At 45.7% G+C, this 15,043-nt stretch carries 12 protein-coding genes; 5 read left to right on the forward strand and 7 right to left on the reverse strand.

What is annotated here, in order from left to right:
* Positions 1–44: 44 nt before the first annotated feature.
* Complete coding sequence (gene purL / locus VIM72_RS00435; RefSeq protein WP_332000900.1) at positions 45–2,270, reverse strand: phosphoribosylformylglycinamidine synthase subunit PurL; 2,226 nt, start codon at positions 2,268–2,270, stop codon at positions 45–47.
* A gap of 290 nt (positions 2,271–2,560) precedes the next feature.
* Here purL and VIM72_RS00440 point away from each other — a divergent pair, with 290 nt between their 5' ends.
* Positions 2,561–4,750 carry a glutamine synthetase III gene (locus VIM72_RS00440; RefSeq protein ID WP_332000901.1) on the forward strand — a complete coding sequence of 730 codons (2,190 nt, stop codon included), beginning with the start codon at positions 2,561–2,563 and terminating at the stop codon, positions 4,748–4,750.
* Between the two features lie 143 nt (positions 4,751–4,893).
* Here VIM72_RS00440 and accC read toward each other — a convergent pair whose 3' ends face one another.
* The 3 genes from accC to efp all read right to left on the reverse strand — a co-directional run bounded on the left by accC (position 4,894) and on the right by efp (position 7,527).
* Positions 4,894–6,231 carry an acetyl-CoA carboxylase biotin carboxylase subunit gene (accC, locus tag VIM72_RS00445; RefSeq protein WP_142686006.1) on the reverse strand — a complete coding sequence of 446 codons (1,338 nt, stop codon included), beginning with the start codon at positions 6,229–6,231 and terminating at the stop codon, positions 4,894–4,896.
* Between the two features lie 113 nt (positions 6,232–6,344).
* Positions 6,345–6,827: an acetyl-CoA carboxylase biotin carboxyl carrier protein gene (accB, locus tag VIM72_RS00450; protein ID WP_332000902.1), complete on the reverse strand. Its 483-nt coding sequence runs from the start codon at positions 6,825–6,827 to the stop codon at positions 6,345–6,347.
* A 133-nt stretch (positions 6,828–6,960) separates the two neighbouring features.
* Positions 6,961–7,527 carry an elongation factor P gene (gene efp, locus VIM72_RS00455; protein WP_142686004.1) on the reverse strand — a complete coding sequence of 189 codons (567 nt, stop codon included), beginning with the start codon at positions 7,525–7,527 and terminating at the stop codon, positions 6,961–6,963.
* A gap of 237 nt (positions 7,528–7,764) precedes the next feature.
* Here efp and VIM72_RS00460 point away from each other — a divergent pair, with 237 nt between their 5' ends.
* The 3 genes from VIM72_RS00460 (at position 7,765) to VIM72_RS00470 (ending at position 10,062) form a co-directional block, all read left to right on the forward strand.
* Complete coding sequence (locus tag VIM72_RS00460; RefSeq protein ID WP_332000903.1) at positions 7,765–8,220, forward strand: peroxiredoxin family protein; 456 nt, start codon at positions 7,765–7,767, stop codon at positions 8,218–8,220.
* A 98-nt stretch (positions 8,221–8,318) separates the two neighbouring features.
* Complete coding sequence (gene mdh, locus VIM72_RS00465; protein WP_142686002.1) at positions 8,319–9,260, forward strand: malate dehydrogenase; 942 nt, start codon at positions 8,319–8,321, stop codon at positions 9,258–9,260.
* Positions 9,261–9,600: 340 nt separating this feature from the next.
* Positions 9,601–10,062, forward strand: a complete 462-nt coding sequence (locus tag VIM72_RS00470; RefSeq protein ID WP_332000904.1) for a MarR family winged helix-turn-helix transcriptional regulator — start codon at positions 9,601–9,603, stop codon at positions 10,060–10,062.
* Here the strand turns inward: VIM72_RS00470 and VIM72_RS00475 are convergent, their stop codons facing one another.
* The 3 genes from VIM72_RS00475 to VIM72_RS00485 all read right to left on the reverse strand — a co-directional run bounded on the left by VIM72_RS00475 (position 10,063) and on the right by VIM72_RS00485 (position 13,433).
* Positions 10,063–11,298 (reverse strand): MFS transporter, encoded by a 1,236-nt coding sequence (locus tag VIM72_RS00475; RefSeq protein ID WP_332000905.1) that lies wholly within the window; start codon positions 11,296–11,298, stop codon positions 10,063–10,065.
* A gap of 104 nt (positions 11,299–11,402) precedes the next feature.
* Entirely contained in the window at positions 11,403–12,086 is a 684-nt protein-coding gene (locus tag VIM72_RS00480) for a DedA family protein (protein ID WP_332000906.1), read from the reverse strand.
* Between the two features lie 66 nt (positions 12,087–12,152).
* A complete protein-coding gene (locus VIM72_RS00485; RefSeq protein WP_332000907.1) occupies positions 12,153–13,433 on the reverse strand; it encodes a dicarboxylate/amino acid:cation symporter in 1,281 nt (426 codons plus the stop codon).
* Between the two features lie 200 nt (positions 13,434–13,633).
* On the opposite strand from VIM72_RS00485, the gene VIM72_RS00490 reads away from it, so the two are divergent.
* A partial coding sequence (locus VIM72_RS00490; protein ID WP_332000908.1) for an amino acid permease occupies positions 13,634–15,043 on the forward strand: 1,410 nt, incomplete at its 3' end.

The following is a 15,043-nucleotide window of genomic DNA, read 5'->3' on the forward strand; positions in this document are numbered from 1 at the left end:
ATAGTTATGCGAACCATTTTTTATGTGGAATGAAAAGCGGAAGATTATTTCTTCAGATGCTCTTCAATAGCGGTATCATATGTTTTTTTCCAGGTGCTTACATTGCCCCAGTCTTCCCCATTTACTTTAATGGTTTCGCCAGTTACCACACCCAGTTTTTCGTAACGTACAGAATTATCGGAAGCATCTACCAGGCCATGTAACAGGGCCTCGAACTTCTCTTTATCAGCCGGTTTAACGGTTACGACTACACGGCTCTGGCTTTCACCAAACAGGTAGGCATCTTTACGGAACTTGTTGTTGAGCGCCAGTTCAAAGCCCAAACCGGATGGCATGGCGCTTTCCAGCAATGTAACAAATAAACCGCCGTCGCTTACATCGTGAGCAGACTGGATCAGCTTAGCTTTGTTCAGTTTAGTGATGGCCTGTTGCAGGTGCAGTTCTTCATCGAGATTGAAGTGCGGCGCAGGGCTGTATTCTATACCGATGATCTTGTGCAGGTATTCAGAGCTGTTAATATCGTTACGGGGGCGGCCTACCAGGTATACGAGGTCGCCTTCTTCCTTGAAATTAAGCGTGATACGCTGATCCAGCGTATCCAGGATACCCACCATACCAATGGTTGGCGTTGGGTAAACAGGGCCATCGGGCGACTGGTTATAGAAACTCACGTTACCACCGGTAACGGGTGTATTGAATTTACGGCAGGCCTCACCCATTCCCTGTACAGCGTGTACAAACTGGTAGTACACTTCCGGATCGTAAGGATTACCGAAGTTCAGGCAGTTGGTGATGGCCACCGGTTCGCCACCGGAGCAAACGATGTTACGTGCAGCTTCCGCTACGGCGATCTGTCCGCCTTTATGAGGATCGGCAAATACGTAACGGCCGTTACAGTCGGTGGTCATCGCCAGCGCTTTCTTCGTAGGTTTTACCAATACGATAGCAGCATCGCTTGGCGCGTTGGTGCTGGCGTTTGCAGTACCTACCATGCTGTCGTACTGGTTGTAGATCCAGCGTTTGGAAGCGATGTTAGGCAATGCCACCATTCTTTCTGCTACAAAACGCGGATGTTCTGTATCAGGAATATTCTGGATATCGAATGCTTTTACTTTAGCGAAATAGGCAGGTTCTGTATAAGCGCGGTGGTATTGGGGAGCGCCGCCGCCCAGTACCATACTTTCAGCAGGAACATCTGCTTCCAGTTCGCCGTTCATATAGAACTTCAGGTTTTTATCTTTCGTTACTTCACCGATCTGAACACAGTGCAGGTCCCATTTCTCAAAAATATCCAGCACCGGTTTTTCTTCCCCTTTCTTCACTACTATCAGCATACGCTCCTGGCTTTCGCTCAGCAGCATTTCCCATGCTTTCATATCTTTCTGGCGGGTAGGTACTTTATCCAGCCAGATGTTCATACCATGTTCGCCTTTCGCGCTCATTTCTGCGGTAGAGCAGGTGATACCGGCCGCACCCATATCCTGCATACCCACAATAGCATTTGTTTTGATGATTTCCAGGCAGGCTTCCAGCAGTTTCTTTTCCTGGAAAGGATCTCCTACCTGAACGGCAGGTAAATCTTCCACGCTGTCTTCTGTGATGTTTGCAGAAGCAAAAGAAGCGCCGCCAATACCATCTTTACCGGTAGCGGAGCCCACAATGAAAACGGGGTTGCCTTCGCCATAGGAAGTAGCGGAAACGGTTTGGCCAACTTTTACGATACCTGCGCTGAACGCATTTACCAGCGGGTTGGTGCCGTAGCAGTCTTCAAAATAAGTTTCACCGCCTACGGTAGGAACGCCGAAGCAGTTACCGTAGTGGCCTATTCCATGTACAATACCTTTTACCAGGTGTTGTGTTTTCTGATCGTTAATATTACCGAAGCGCAGGGAGTTCAGCGCAGCAATAGGGCGGGCGCCCATTGTAAAGATATCGCGATGGATACCACCTACGCCGGTAGCAGCACCCTGGAAGGGCTCAATAGCAGAGGGGTGGTTATGCGATTCTATTTTAAATACCACCGCGTAGCCATCACCTATATCTACCAGGCCGGCATTTTCTTCTCCTGCTTTCACCAGGAGCCTGTCGCCTTCGCGGGGCAGAGACTTCAGCCAGACGATTGAGTTTTTGTAAGAGCAGTGCTCACTCCACATTACAGAATACATACTTAATTCTGTAAAATTGGGGATACGGCCTAAAATAGATTTAATTCGTTCAAACTCGTCAGCGGTAAGTCCAAGCTGTTCAGCAATTTCTACGGTGGTTTGCATGTATTTAAGTATAAAAAACGAGATGTTTAAAAGAAGTCGCAAAAGTAAATGATTTTCCTTCAAATGCCAAGAGAACCCTCTGGTGGCTTTCCTGCTGTTTTTTCACTTCCCGCTATCATATTATTTATTTTTAAATTCATCAGATTTAAACTCTCTCCACTCTGAATATTTAATGAAATGACAAAAAAACGGCCATTTTAAATGCCTAAATGTAATTTTTCAATTAAAATGAACAATTTATTTGTATTTATAGCGATGGATGCGTTCTTTTGTGTAAAATAATTTACAGCATGACATCGTTACGTTTCAAAGCGCTGGAAGGATTAGCTGGCGTAGACTCCACTCTCACCGAACACAACGGTAAAATCACCGAAGTATTTGGCAGCAATGTTTTCTCTGGTAAAGTTGTTCGGGAATATCTGAGCGATGAGGCTTATAAGAGCCTGATGAACTCTGTTAAAAATGGCACCAAGCTGGAACGTAAGATGTCCGAGCAGATTGCTTCCGGCATGAAGGCATGGGCAATGAAAAAAGGTGTTACACACTACACACACTGGTTTCAGCCACTGACTGGTACAACTGCAGAGAAGCATGACTCATTTTTCACTTTGAAAGGTGATGGTACTGCACTGGAAACATTTGATGGCGACGCACTGGTACAACAGGAACCAGATGCTTCCAGCTTCCCTAACGGCGGCCTGAGAGCTACCTTCGAAGCCCGCGGCTACACTGCCTGGGATCCTTCTTCTCCCGCTTTCATCCTGGAACAGAGCTATGGTAAAACACTCTGCATCCCTACTATCTTTGTTGCCTACACCGGCGAATCCCTGGATTACAAAGCGCCGCTGCTGAAAGCACTGGCTGCTATGGATAAAGCTGCAGTAGACGTATGTAACTATTTCGATAAGAACGTTACCAAAGTAACCGGTACCCTGGGTTGGGAACAGGAATACTTCCTGGTAGATGAAACCATGGCTAACGCCCGCCCGGATCTGATCATGACCGGCCGTACCGTAGTTGGTCATGCTCCTTCCAAAGGACAGCAACTGGAAGACCACTACTTCGGCGCCATCCCTGAGCGTGCTTACGCTTACATGCGCGATTTCGAAGTAGAATGCTACAAACTGGGTATTCCTTTAAGAACCCGTCACAATGAGGTAGCTCCTTCACAGTTCGAGTGCGCTCCTATATTTGAAGAAATCAACATCGCAGTAGACCACAACTCCCTGCTGATGGATGTTATGAATAAAGTGGCAAAACGTCACAAACTGAAAGTGTTACTGCACGAGAAACCTTTTGCAGGCATCAACGGTTCCGGTAAACACAATAACTGGAGCATGTCCACCGATACCGGTGTAAACCTGCTGGCTCCCGGTAAAACTCCGAAGACCAACCTGATGTTCCTCACTTTCTTTGTGAACACCATTAAAGCGGTGCATGACTATGCCGACCTGATGAGAGCTGCTATTGCTTCTCCAAGCAACGACTTCCGTCTGGGCGCTAACGAAGCACCTCCTGCTATCATCTCCGTATTTACCGGTAAATACCTGTTCGATGTACTGCAGGAAGTTAAAAACCGCGTAAACAACAAGTTCGACGAACAAGACGAAGCTATCCTGAAACTGGATCTGCACCGTCATATTCCTGAACTGTTGCTGGATAACACCGACCGTAACCGTACTTCTCCTTTTGCTTTCACCGGCAACAAGTTCGAATTCCGCGCGGTAGGTTCTTCTGCAAACTGTGCTTCTGCAATGACCGTTCTGAATACAATCATGGCTAAAACCCTGGCTGATTTCAAAACTGAAGTAGATTCACTGATCGAAAAAGGCGAGAAAAAAGAGATTGCGATTATGCAAACTCTTCGGAAATATATTGTAGATTCGGAAAAAATACTGTTCGAAGGCGACGGATACAGCGAAGAATGGGAAAAAGAAGCTGAAAGAAGAGGTTTGCCAAATGTAAAAACCACTCCTAAAGCGCTGGATGCAATGGTTACGCCAAAAGCAACCAAACTCTATACTGAAACCGGCGTTTACAACGAAAAAGAACTGCACGCACGCCACGAAATACTGCTGGAAGATTATGTGAAGAAAGTGCAGATCGAAGCCCGCGTTATCGGCGACCTCGCTACCAACACCATCCTCCCGGCTGCTATCAGCTACCTGAATGATCTCGTAGCCAATATCAACGGTCTGAAAGGAATTGGCCTGGGCGAAGAATCAGTAAAAGCTCAAAAACAAATTGCTGGTAAAATAGCAGAACATATTAATGTAATCAGTGAGAACGTACAGGCTATGATTGAGGCCCGTAAGGTAGCTAACAAGCTGACCGACAGCCGTCAGAAAGCGATTGACTACTGTGAAAAAATTAAGCCGTACTTCGATGTTATCCGCTACCACTCCGATAAACTGGAGTTCCTGGTGGACGACAAAAAATGGGCGCTGCCTAAATACAGAGAGCTGCTTTTCTTGCGATAAAACCGTAAGATTGTTTTGGTGTATGATTAGCCCCGGATCTTCATCCGGGGCTTTGTTTTTTTAGTACTACTACCTTGCTGCATTAATAAAAAAAGTCCTCCTGGTCAGACCAGGAGGACTTTTCAATAGTATATCCGTTACCGTTATACCAGCTTAAATGTTTCTGTGAACTTGGTAGTAAAGTTTCCTTTACGGAAGTTCTCATCACGCATCAGCTGCTGGTGGAAAGGAATTGTTGTTTTCACGCCTTCAATCACAAACTCGCTCAGCGCGCGTTCCATAGTGTTGATCGCTTCTTCACGTGTTTGCGCCATGGTGATGATTTTCGCTACCATGGAATCATAGTAGGGAGGAATTACATAACCGGCGTAAATGTGGGAATCCACTCTCACGCCATGACCGCCGGGAATATGCAGGGTAGTGATCTTACCAGGGGAAGGACGGAAATCGTTGTAGGGATCTTCGGCATTGATACGGCACTCGATGGCGTGCATCTGTGGCGTATAATTTTTTCCGGAGATAGGAATGCCTGCAGCAATTTTGATCTGTTCCTTTACCAGGTCAAAGTTGATCACTTCTTCTGTAACCCCGTGCTCTACCTGGATACGGGTGTTCATTTCCATGAAGTAGAAGTTGCGGTGCTTGTCTACCAGGAACTCGATGGTACCTACACTTTCGTAATTAATAGCGCTGGCAGCCCTGATAGCGGCATCGCCCATTTTCTCACGCAGTTCAGGCGTCATGAACGGGGAAGGTGATTCTTCCACCAGTTTCTGGTGACGGCGCTGGATAGAGCAGTCCCTTTCACTGAGGTGGCACACCTTGCCGTATTGGTCGCCGGCTACCTGGATTTCAATATGACGGGGCTCTTCCACGAATTTCTCCATGTAAATACCGTCGTTACTGAAGGAAGCGCGGGCTTCATTTTTAGCCATGTTGTAAGCGTTCTCGATCTCGCTTTCTTCCCATACCACACGCATACCTTTACCACCGCCACCGGCAGTAGCTTTGATGATTACCGGAAGACCCATGCTTTTTGCAATGGATTTTGCTTCTTCCACGCTCTGAAGCAGGCCCTCAGAGCCGGGAATAACCGGTACACCGGCAGCAATCATGGTTTCTTTGGCAGTCATCTTATCACCCATCTTGCGGATCATATCCGGGGTGGGACCGATGAACTTGATACCATGTTCACCGCAGATCTCGGCAAACCGGGCATTCTCAGCCAGGAAGCCATAACCGGGGTGGATCGCATCTGCATTGGTGATCTCTGCAGCTGCCATCAGGTGAGGGATGTTCAGATAAGACTCAGAGCTTTGCGGCTTGCCTATGCATACTGCTTCATCGGCAAATTTCACATGCAGGCTGTCTTTATCTGCCGTTGAATAAACTGCTACCGTTTTAATACCCATTTCCTTACAGGTACGGATAATCCGGAGGGCAATTTCACCACGGTTAGCAATCAATATTTTTTTGAACATTGTTTTCCTTATAAGTTAATAATAGCGGTTAGCTTTTAGCGGTTAGCCTTTAGCCATCAGCGCACAACCATTGGTAAGTCTGAAAGCTAAAGGCTAACGATTAAAGGCTATTATTACGGTTCAACTAAAAATAAAGGTTGGTCATATTCTACCGGGGAAGCGTCATCTACCAGTACTTTCACGATTTTCCCGCTCACTTCACTTTCTATTTCGTTGAATAACTTCATTGCTTCGATAATGCATACCACTTTACCAGGAGCCACTTCGTCGCCAACATTTACGAATGGTGCTTTGTCCGGGCCGGCGCTGCGGTAGAAGGTACCGATCATGGGAGATTTGATGGTTACCAGGTTATCTGCTTTGGCAGGAGCAGCAGGTGCGGCAGCTACAGGTGCTGCGGTGGCCGGAGCTGCTGCAGGAGCTACAGCGGCTACTGCCTGTACAGGCGCCACGGGTGCAGGAACGGCGATTACCTGCTGAACTTCATTATCCTTCTGCTTTATTGTAATCTTAAACTTGTCCTGTTCAATGCTCAGTTCACTGATATTTGATTTGTTGATCATTTTTACCAGTTCCTGAATCTGTTTAAAGTCCATGTAGACAGTTTTTGGTTTAGAAATATATAGAATATGACAAATACTTTTTAACGCATTCAGGAACTTTGTTTCAGAAAGATATCTCCCGGAAACAAAATTCCTTTCTTCCAAAAATCAGTATTTCCGAAATGTTTTATGCTTTTACTCTTTCAATGTATTCACCATTCTTGGTGTTCACACGGATCAGTTCTCCCTCGTCTACAAACAGTGGAACCATAACAGTGGCACCGGTTTCAACAGTAGCTGGTTTCAGGGTACGGGTGGCCGTATCGCCTTTTACTCCGGGTTCAGAGTAAGTTACCTGTACTACAATTTTATCGGGTAATTCAACCGCCATGTACTGATCTGTTTCTGTATTGATCTGTACACTTACTTCCTGGCCTTCTTTCAGGAACTGAGGCGCATCGATAGCTGTTTCCGGCATAGCGATCTGCTCAAATGTTTCATTGTCCATGAAATTGTAGCCGGTATCATCTTTATATAAATACTGAAAAGCTTTCTTTTCAATACGGATAGGAAAGATAGTATCACCTGAGTTCCAGGTATGCTCAATAGAACGGCTATTGTCAACGCCCTTCAATTTAGCCCAAACCTTTGCGGCTGCACGGGCGGTTTTATTCTGACCAAACTCTACAACAGAATACAAACTGTTATCCAGTTTGATGATTAATCCTGTTCTGATATCTGCGGTGGTAGCCATAAATAGGTTACTGATTTTAAGTTAAAAATTTATACGGATTGCAAAAGTAAAAATTTTCGCATATGAACAAGCAACTAATTCCCAAAATTAGAGAGATTAGTCCCTTTTCGGCCCAATTTTCGTCTTTTTTATTCAAATAATGACATTTATCCGGTAATTTTAAACTCAAATCAAGAAACTTTTATAAGTATGCGCTACGTGTTTTTAGTTATTTTAAGCTGTTTTCCCGTGTTTTTGATGGCCCAGACGCCCGCTAATACCAACACCAAACCCCCTTATTTACAATACCCGGTCATCCCTGCTTTTCCGCTCAATCTTGCCGACGGTCACACGATCACTAAAAACGACCTGAAAAAAAGTGAGAAAACCATGCTCTTTGTTTTCAGCGTCGACTGTGATCACTGCAAACACCTCACCGAGGAAATGCTTAAAAATATAGACAAGTTCAAAAAAACACAGATCGTAATGGTAACTCCCTTTAAAGTAGAGCAAATGAAAGAGTATTACGATCATTATAAGATCCAGAACTATCCCAACATCATCATGGCCAGTGAGCCCACCCGCCAGATCATGTATTTTTATGACCTCCATTACTTCCCTGGCCTGTATATATATAATAAGAAACAACAGTTTGTGAAGGGTTTTGAAGGAACAGCAAAGCTTGATTCCCTGCTGTTTTACCTCAATAAATAATGCTTTGTGAAAATGTAGCCGCCAGCGGATTATTATAGTGCCGAATCATTACATTTGTTTAATCACATTCATTCTTCACTTTTAAAGCTAAAGACAAAATGAAAGTTACAGTAGTAGGAGCCGGGAATGTAGGCGCAACGTGCGCCAACGTACTGGCCCACAGAGATTTTCTGCAGGAGGTGGTTTTATTGGATATTAAAGAAGGAACGGCTGAAGGTAAGGCGCTGGATACATGGCAACAAGCTCCCATTGATTATTACAGCACCAAAATTACAGGGGTCACCAACGATTACACCAAAACCGCGAATAGCGATGTGGTGGTGATCACTTCCGGGCTTCCCCGTAAACCAGGTATGAGCAGGGACGACCTGATTTCTACCAATGCCAACATTGTGAAATCGGTTACTGAAAATATTACAAAACATTCCCCGGATGCCATCATTATCATTGTAAGCAACCCGCTGGATGTAATGACTTATTGCAGCTACCTCACGGCTAAAAAAGACAGCAGCAAGGTATTTGGCATGGCCGGCATCCTCGATACCGCCCGCTATCGCGCTTTCCTGGCCGATGAAATAGGCTGCTCACCAAAAGATATCCAGGCTATCCTGATGGGTGGCCATGGCGATACCATGGTTCCGCTGCCACGTTATACCACTGTTAGCGGTATCCCGGTAACAGAACTGGTAGCCAACGACAAGCTGGAAGCTATTATCCAGCGTACCAAAGTGGGTGGCGGTGAAATCGTAAACCTGCTTGGCACTTCCGCCTGGTACGCCCCGGGCGCCGCAGCCGCCCAGATGGTGGAAGCTATTGTAAAAGATGAAAAACGCATTTTCCCCGTTTGCGCATGGCTTACCGGCCAATACGGGCTGAAAGATATTTACCTGGGCGTACCCGTAGTATTAGGTAAGAAAGGTATTGAGAAAATCATTGAACTGCAGCTCAATGACGCTGAAAAAGAATTGCTGAACACCTCTGCACAACACGTAAAAGAAGTAATGGACGTACTGGACAAAATGCAGTCTGCTACCGCGTAGGGATCGCCTTCGGCGATTTTAAATTGTCCTGGAGCAGGATTACGCTGATTATACTGATTTTTTTGATTTTGATTTTTTAAGATTAATAATTAAGGGAGATAAAAGCGGATATATTCGCTTTTATCTCCCTTAATTATTAATAAAATCCCAAAGCGTAAAAATCAAAAAAATCAGTATAATCAGCGTAATCCTGCTCCAGGACAATTTAAAATCGCCGAAGGCGATCCTGCCCATAAATCCGCTTTTATTCGTAATTTTACCCCATTCCCGAAACGGGCTAAAGCTATATAAATGAAGCAGTTCTAAATAATTCCATAAAATTTGGTTTAACTCTGAATGTATGTCTAACCTGGAAAAACTGATTACACAGAAAACATTTGAAAACGAAAATCAGCGGGGCCTGATAAGCCTGATTTTCATCGGCAACTGGATAACGTCGCGCCACCAGCAATTCTTTAAGCGCTATGGTATCACCATGCAACAGTTCAACATACTGCGGATCCTCCGCGGGCAACATCCCCAGGCCGCAAGCATCAATGTGCTGAAAGAAAGGATGCTGGATAAAATGAGCGATGTATCCCGCCTTGTGGAAAGGCTCCGCAAAGCGGACCTGGTAGAACGGAAAAACAGTGAAATGGACAGGCGTGCCGTGGATGTCCGCATCAACGACAAGGGACTGGAACTGCTGAAATCAATAGATGCCGAAATCAGGCAGCTGGATAGCACCCTTCAGTCGTTAAACGAAAAAGAAGTGATCCAGCTGAATAAATTACTGGACAAAATGCTGGACAGCTATCATTAATTAAATCTCTTCCAGGTAGTTTAGATCTTTGCCAAATGTTTCTTCCACCTTCCAGGCAGTAATCAACGCAACGCCGATACAAATCACCGCCACAATAGCCCCGCTTTGAAGGAAAGTAAAATATTTCTGTACCTGTATAAACAGAATGGAGATCAAAGGTAGCATCCCCCTCGCAAAATTCGGAACAGTGGTAGCTACGGTAGCCCGCAGGTTGGTACCAAAGCTCTCGGCTGCAATGGTCACAAAAATTGCCCAGAACCCAACGCTGAAACCAAGTATACAACATACAGTGTAAAACACCCAGGTGTTTACACCATGGAGATTTAAGTACACTGCCACCATAATACCCGTAAGCACCAGGAACAATAACATCACTTTCCTGCGGCTTCGCCATAACTGGCTGATAAGACCAGAAGCAAAATCGCCCAGTACCAGCCCCGCATAACAAAATGCGATGGCATCGCCGGGATTAATGGTGCCCTTTACTCCCATCAGGGCGGCAAACTTATTGGAGAAAGCAATGAGTATCCCCACCACAAACCAGGTAGGAGCACCCAGCAGCATGCATTTCAGGTATTTAATAAACCGCTCGCGGTTAGTGAACAACGCTACAAAACTTCCCCTGGATGCGGTGGATGTTTTCACTGCATTAAACATCTGCGATTCCATTACGCTTATCCGCAAAATCAACAGGCCCAGGCCCAAACCTCCACCAATGAAATAACAGATCCGCCAGTCGCCCACCAACTTGGCGATCAGGTTGGCAGCTACTGCCCCGGAAACGCCTACTGTAGCCACGATCATGGTACCATACCCCCGCTTTTCCTTTGGCAGGATCTCCGACACCAGTGTAATGCCTGCGCCAAGTTCTCCGGCCAGCCCGAAACCAGCCACAAAGCGCCACAATACATACCCGTTGATGCCCTGTACAAAACCATTGGCGATATTTGCTACAGAGTAAATGAGAATAGAACCGAACAATACGCTGAGGCGGCCTTTTTTATCTCCTATAATACCCCAGAAAATGCCCCCCACCAGCAATCCCACCATCTGGATATTGATCAGCAGCATACCGGCGCCGGCATCAATTTCACTCTGGGGCAATCCCAGCGATTTTAAACTTGGAACCCTTACAATAGTAAATAACAGGAGATCATAAATATCCACGAAATAGCCCAGTGATGCCACTATTACGGCGATATTAAAAATTGAGACGGAACTTTTCTCGGCTTTCATTTTATTTGGTTGACGATAATAACGGGAATATTTATTTGGCTGACCATCATAACGGAAATAAAAAAAAGGGCCTTTTAAAAAGGCCCTTTTAAAGATATAAAAAATTATATTGGAGAATCAGTTTTTTCTGGTTCAGCAGTAGTAGCTGTATGCTGTGGTTTTGCTTTACCAAATATTACCTTGATCAGTACCGGTAAAGTAGTGATCAGTACGATCACCAGGATAATCAGTTCCAGGTGCTCCTTCAGGGTAGGGAAAGCTTTATCCAGGTAGTGGCCGGCCAGCATCATGGAAAATACCCAGGCAAAAGAACCGATGATATTAAAGAACATAAATTTCTTGCCATCCATCCCTACAATACCTGCCACTATAGGGGCGAAAGTACGGATGATAGGCAGGAAGCGGGCAAAGAAGATAGCGCCGCCGCCATACTTTACAAAAAACTCATGGGCCTGGTGCAGGTGTTTCTTCCTGAAAAAGAAAGTATCCTTCTTCTTAAATAATAAAGGGCCTGATTTTTTACCAAACCAGAAGCCTACCATATTTCCCAGCACGCCGGCAGTGGCAATCAGGAACATAATCACCACAAATGGAAGATTAAAGAAACTGTGGCAAAGGTCTTCGCTGTAGATACCCGCTACAAAAAGCAGGGAATCCCCAGGCAAAAAGAATCCAATGAAAAGACCTGTTTCTGCAAAAATAATTGCCAGTAACAGGTAAAGTCCACCGTGTTCAATAATCCACGAGGGATTAATGAGGTGCTTAAAAAACTCAATAATCTGGTCCATGCTAAATACGCTATTTCTATTTCTGAAGCGGTAAAATAATCAATAAACTGTTACGCATTTGTTAAGTTAGGCCCGGGCAGTAACTTCTGTTGGCGGTGTAAGCTTATTTTCCCACCTGGAAACAACAGCAGTAGCCATTGCATTTCCGATAACATTGGTGGCGGAACGGCCCATGTCCAGCAGGTGATCTACTCCCAGCAGCAGGATAAGCCCGGCTTCAGGGATCTTGAACATCGACAGGGTGCCGGCAATTACCACCAGCGATGCACGGGGCACGCCCGCAATGCCTTTACTGGTGATCATTAATACCAGCAACATGGTGATCTGCTGATCAATCCCCAGGTGCATACCATATGCCTGGGCAATAAATAAACTGGCAAAGGTCATATACATCATCGAGCCATCCAGGTTAAAGGAGTAGCCGAGGGGCAATACAAAACTAACAATACGGCTGTCGCAGCCAAATTTTTCCAGCTCTTCCATAGTGCGTGGATAAGCGGCCTCGCTGCTGGCAGTGCCAAAAGCCAGCAACAGCGGGTCTTTGATCATCCCCAGTAATTTGAATACCCGTTTGCCCAGGATCAGTCCTCCTGCCAGGGAAATAACCACCCACAAACAAATCAGCCCGAAATAAAACTGTAAGATGAACTTACCATAAGTAACCAGTACGATGGGGCCTTTCAACGCAATAATACCGGCCATGGCGCCAAATACGGCAAAGGGGGCAAAGTTCATTACAAAACCGGTCACCTTCAGCATGATATAAGCCACGCTGTCCAGCAGCTTTACTACGGGAGCGGCCTTCTCTCCTATGGCTGCTGCCGCCACCCCGAAGAATATAGCAAATACCACGATCTGCAGTATTTCATTATGGGCCATTGCTTCTACCACGCTATCCGGTACTACGTGCCGGAAAAAACCTTTAAGGGTCATATCTGCCTTGGCAATGCCGGAAGAAGCATGTTCATCGGGCAGGGGCAGCGACAGGGACAATCCCGGTTTCAACAGGTTCACCAGTACCAGGCCCAGAAACAATGATACAAAGGTTGCACTGATAAACCACAGCATGGTTTTGCCGCCAATGCGGCCAACGGCTTTTATGTCGCCCAGCTTGGCCACTCCTACCACGAGGGTGGAGAAGACCAGCGGGGCAATGATCATTTTAACGAGGCGGAGGAAAATATCTGTCAGAATGGAGATGTTATCAGCGAAGACCTGCGGGGTATCTTTGGCACCTGTGGTAACAGGAGCATTGCCATAGGCAAGGAAAACACCATAACCAGTGCCTATTCCGATTACCATAGCAATGAAAATATATAATGTGAGCAGGTTCGATGATTTTTTCATGCTTAGCCAGAATTTATCTTGTAATAATTAAAAGTTGTAACCGGAAAATTTCCCAAAAATAAGGTTAAGCAGCTAAAGATGCGCTTTGGCGGGCAAAATAAAAGTATCTGTTTTTGATTTTAGATATTATATTTGGCGATCAACAGAAAAACAACAACAAACTAAACTACCTTAAAACATCAACCACAATACGACTGCGTATGAGCAAACTCTTTGCTAAAAAACAACTGTCTGTTTTAATGGCCGAAGCTGGAGAATCTGAAAAGGGTCTGAAAAGGACGCTTGGTGCAGGTTCTCTTATAGCATTAGGTATTGGCGCTATTATTGGCGCGGGCCTTTTTGTAAGAACGGCTGCAGCCGCAGGTCAGCATGCCGGACCTGCCGTTACTATTTCCTTTATTATTGCTGCTATAGGTTGCGCGCTGGCAGGTTTATGCTATGCCGAATTTGCTTCCATGATTCCTATTGCCGGAAGCGCCTATACTTATTCCTATGCTACACTGGGAGAATTTATTGCCTGGATCATTGGCTGGGACCTCGTACTGGAATACGCGCTGGGTGCAGCCACCGTGGCTATCGGCTGGTCGCAGTACCTGAATAAGCTGCTCACCAATGTGTTTCATGTCACGATACCTTACCAGTGGTGCCATAGCCCGTTTGAAACTTCTGATGCGGGCGTACAGGGCATTATGAACGTGCCATCTGTGTTTATCCTGCTGGCGTTAACTATGCTGCTGATCAGGGGAACACAGGGCTCAGCTATTGTGAATAACATCATTGTTATTACCAAAGTGGCCATCGTACTGTTATTCATCTTCCTGGGATGGAAATTTATCAACCCTGTTAACCATACGCCATTTACCATTCCAGCTGATGCCGGTACTGTAAAAATGCATAATGGCCAGACCGTGGATTATTCCAATTTCTGGAACCATGGCTGGGCGGGCGTGCTCAGGGGGGCCGGCGTGGTATTCTTTGCCTTTATTGGTTTTGATGCGGTATCCACTGCTGCACAGGAAACCAAGAACCCGAAAAAGAATATGCCCATCGGTATCCTCGTATCACTGGCTATCTGTACGCTGTTATATATCCTGTTTTCTTTTGTGCTGACAGGTATTGCACCTTTTACCGACTTCCTGAAAGCTGGTGGTGAAGCTTCTGTGGCTTATGCGATTGATACTTATATGCCAGGCTACTCCTGGTTATCGACCTTCATTACAGTGGCTATCCTGGCGGGATTTTCCTCCGTTATCCTCGTAATGTTGCTGGGACAGACAAGGGTATTTTACTCCATGAGTAACGATGGCCTCGTACCGTCTGTATTTGCCAAGCTGCACCCCAAATACCGTACGCCTTACCGCTCACAGTTAATGTTCTTTGTTTTTGTATCCCTGTTTGCCGCCTTCATTCCAGACAATGTGGTAGGTGATATGACCAGTATTGGTACCTTGTTTGCCTTTGTACTGGTGTGCATCGGTATTATTGTAATGCGTAAAACCAACCCGGAAATACCACGTGCATTTAAAACGCCGTGGGTGCCAATTATTCCTTTGCTGGGAGCGGCTTTCTGTCTTACAATGATCATCAGCTTAGGCATCGAAAACTGGGCG

It is taken from the genome of Chitinophaga sp., assembly GCF_036569185.1.
Taxonomy (GTDB): Bacteria; Bacteroidota; Bacteroidia; order Chitinophagales; family Chitinophagaceae; genus Chitinophaga.

What these genes read in the sequence shown, in the direction of transcription:
- purL (WP_332000900.1), bottom strand. Translation starts at nt 2,270, where the DNA reads ATGCAAACCACCGTAGAAATTGCTGAACAGCTTGGACTTACCGCTGAC.
- VIM72_RS00440 (WP_332000901.1), top strand. Translation starts at nt 2,561, where the DNA reads ATGACATCGTTACGTTTCAAAGCGCTGGAAGGATTAGCTGGCGTAGAC.
- accC (WP_142686006.1), bottom strand. Translation starts at nt 6,231, where the DNA reads ATGTTCAAAAAAATATTGATTGCTAACCGTGGTGAAATTGCCCTCCGG.
- accB (WP_332000902.1), bottom strand. Translation starts at nt 6,827, where the DNA reads ATGGACTTTAAACAGATTCAGGAACTGGTAAAAATGATCAACAAATCA.
- efp (WP_142686004.1), bottom strand. Translation starts at nt 7,527, where the DNA reads ATGGCTACCACCGCAGATATCAGAACAGGATTAATCATCAAACTGGAT.
- VIM72_RS00460 (WP_332000903.1), top strand. Translation starts at nt 7,765, where the DNA reads ATGGCCCAGACGCCCGCTAATACCAACACCAAACCCCCTTATTTACAA.
- mdh (WP_142686002.1), top strand. Translation starts at nt 8,319, where the DNA reads ATGAAAGTTACAGTAGTAGGAGCCGGGAATGTAGGCGCAACGTGCGCC.
- VIM72_RS00470 (WP_332000904.1), top strand. Translation starts at nt 9,601, where the DNA reads ATGTCTAACCTGGAAAAACTGATTACACAGAAAACATTTGAAAACGAA.
- VIM72_RS00475 (WP_332000905.1), bottom strand. Translation starts at nt 11,298, where the DNA reads ATGAAAGCCGAGAAAAGTTCCGTCTCAATTTTTAATATCGCCGTAATA.
- VIM72_RS00480 (WP_332000906.1), bottom strand. Translation starts at nt 12,086, where the DNA reads ATGGACCAGATTATTGAGTTTTTTAAGCACCTCATTAATCCCTCGTGG.
- VIM72_RS00485 (WP_332000907.1), bottom strand. Translation starts at nt 13,433, where the DNA reads ATGAAAAAATCATCGAACCTGCTCACATTATATATTTTCATTGCTATG.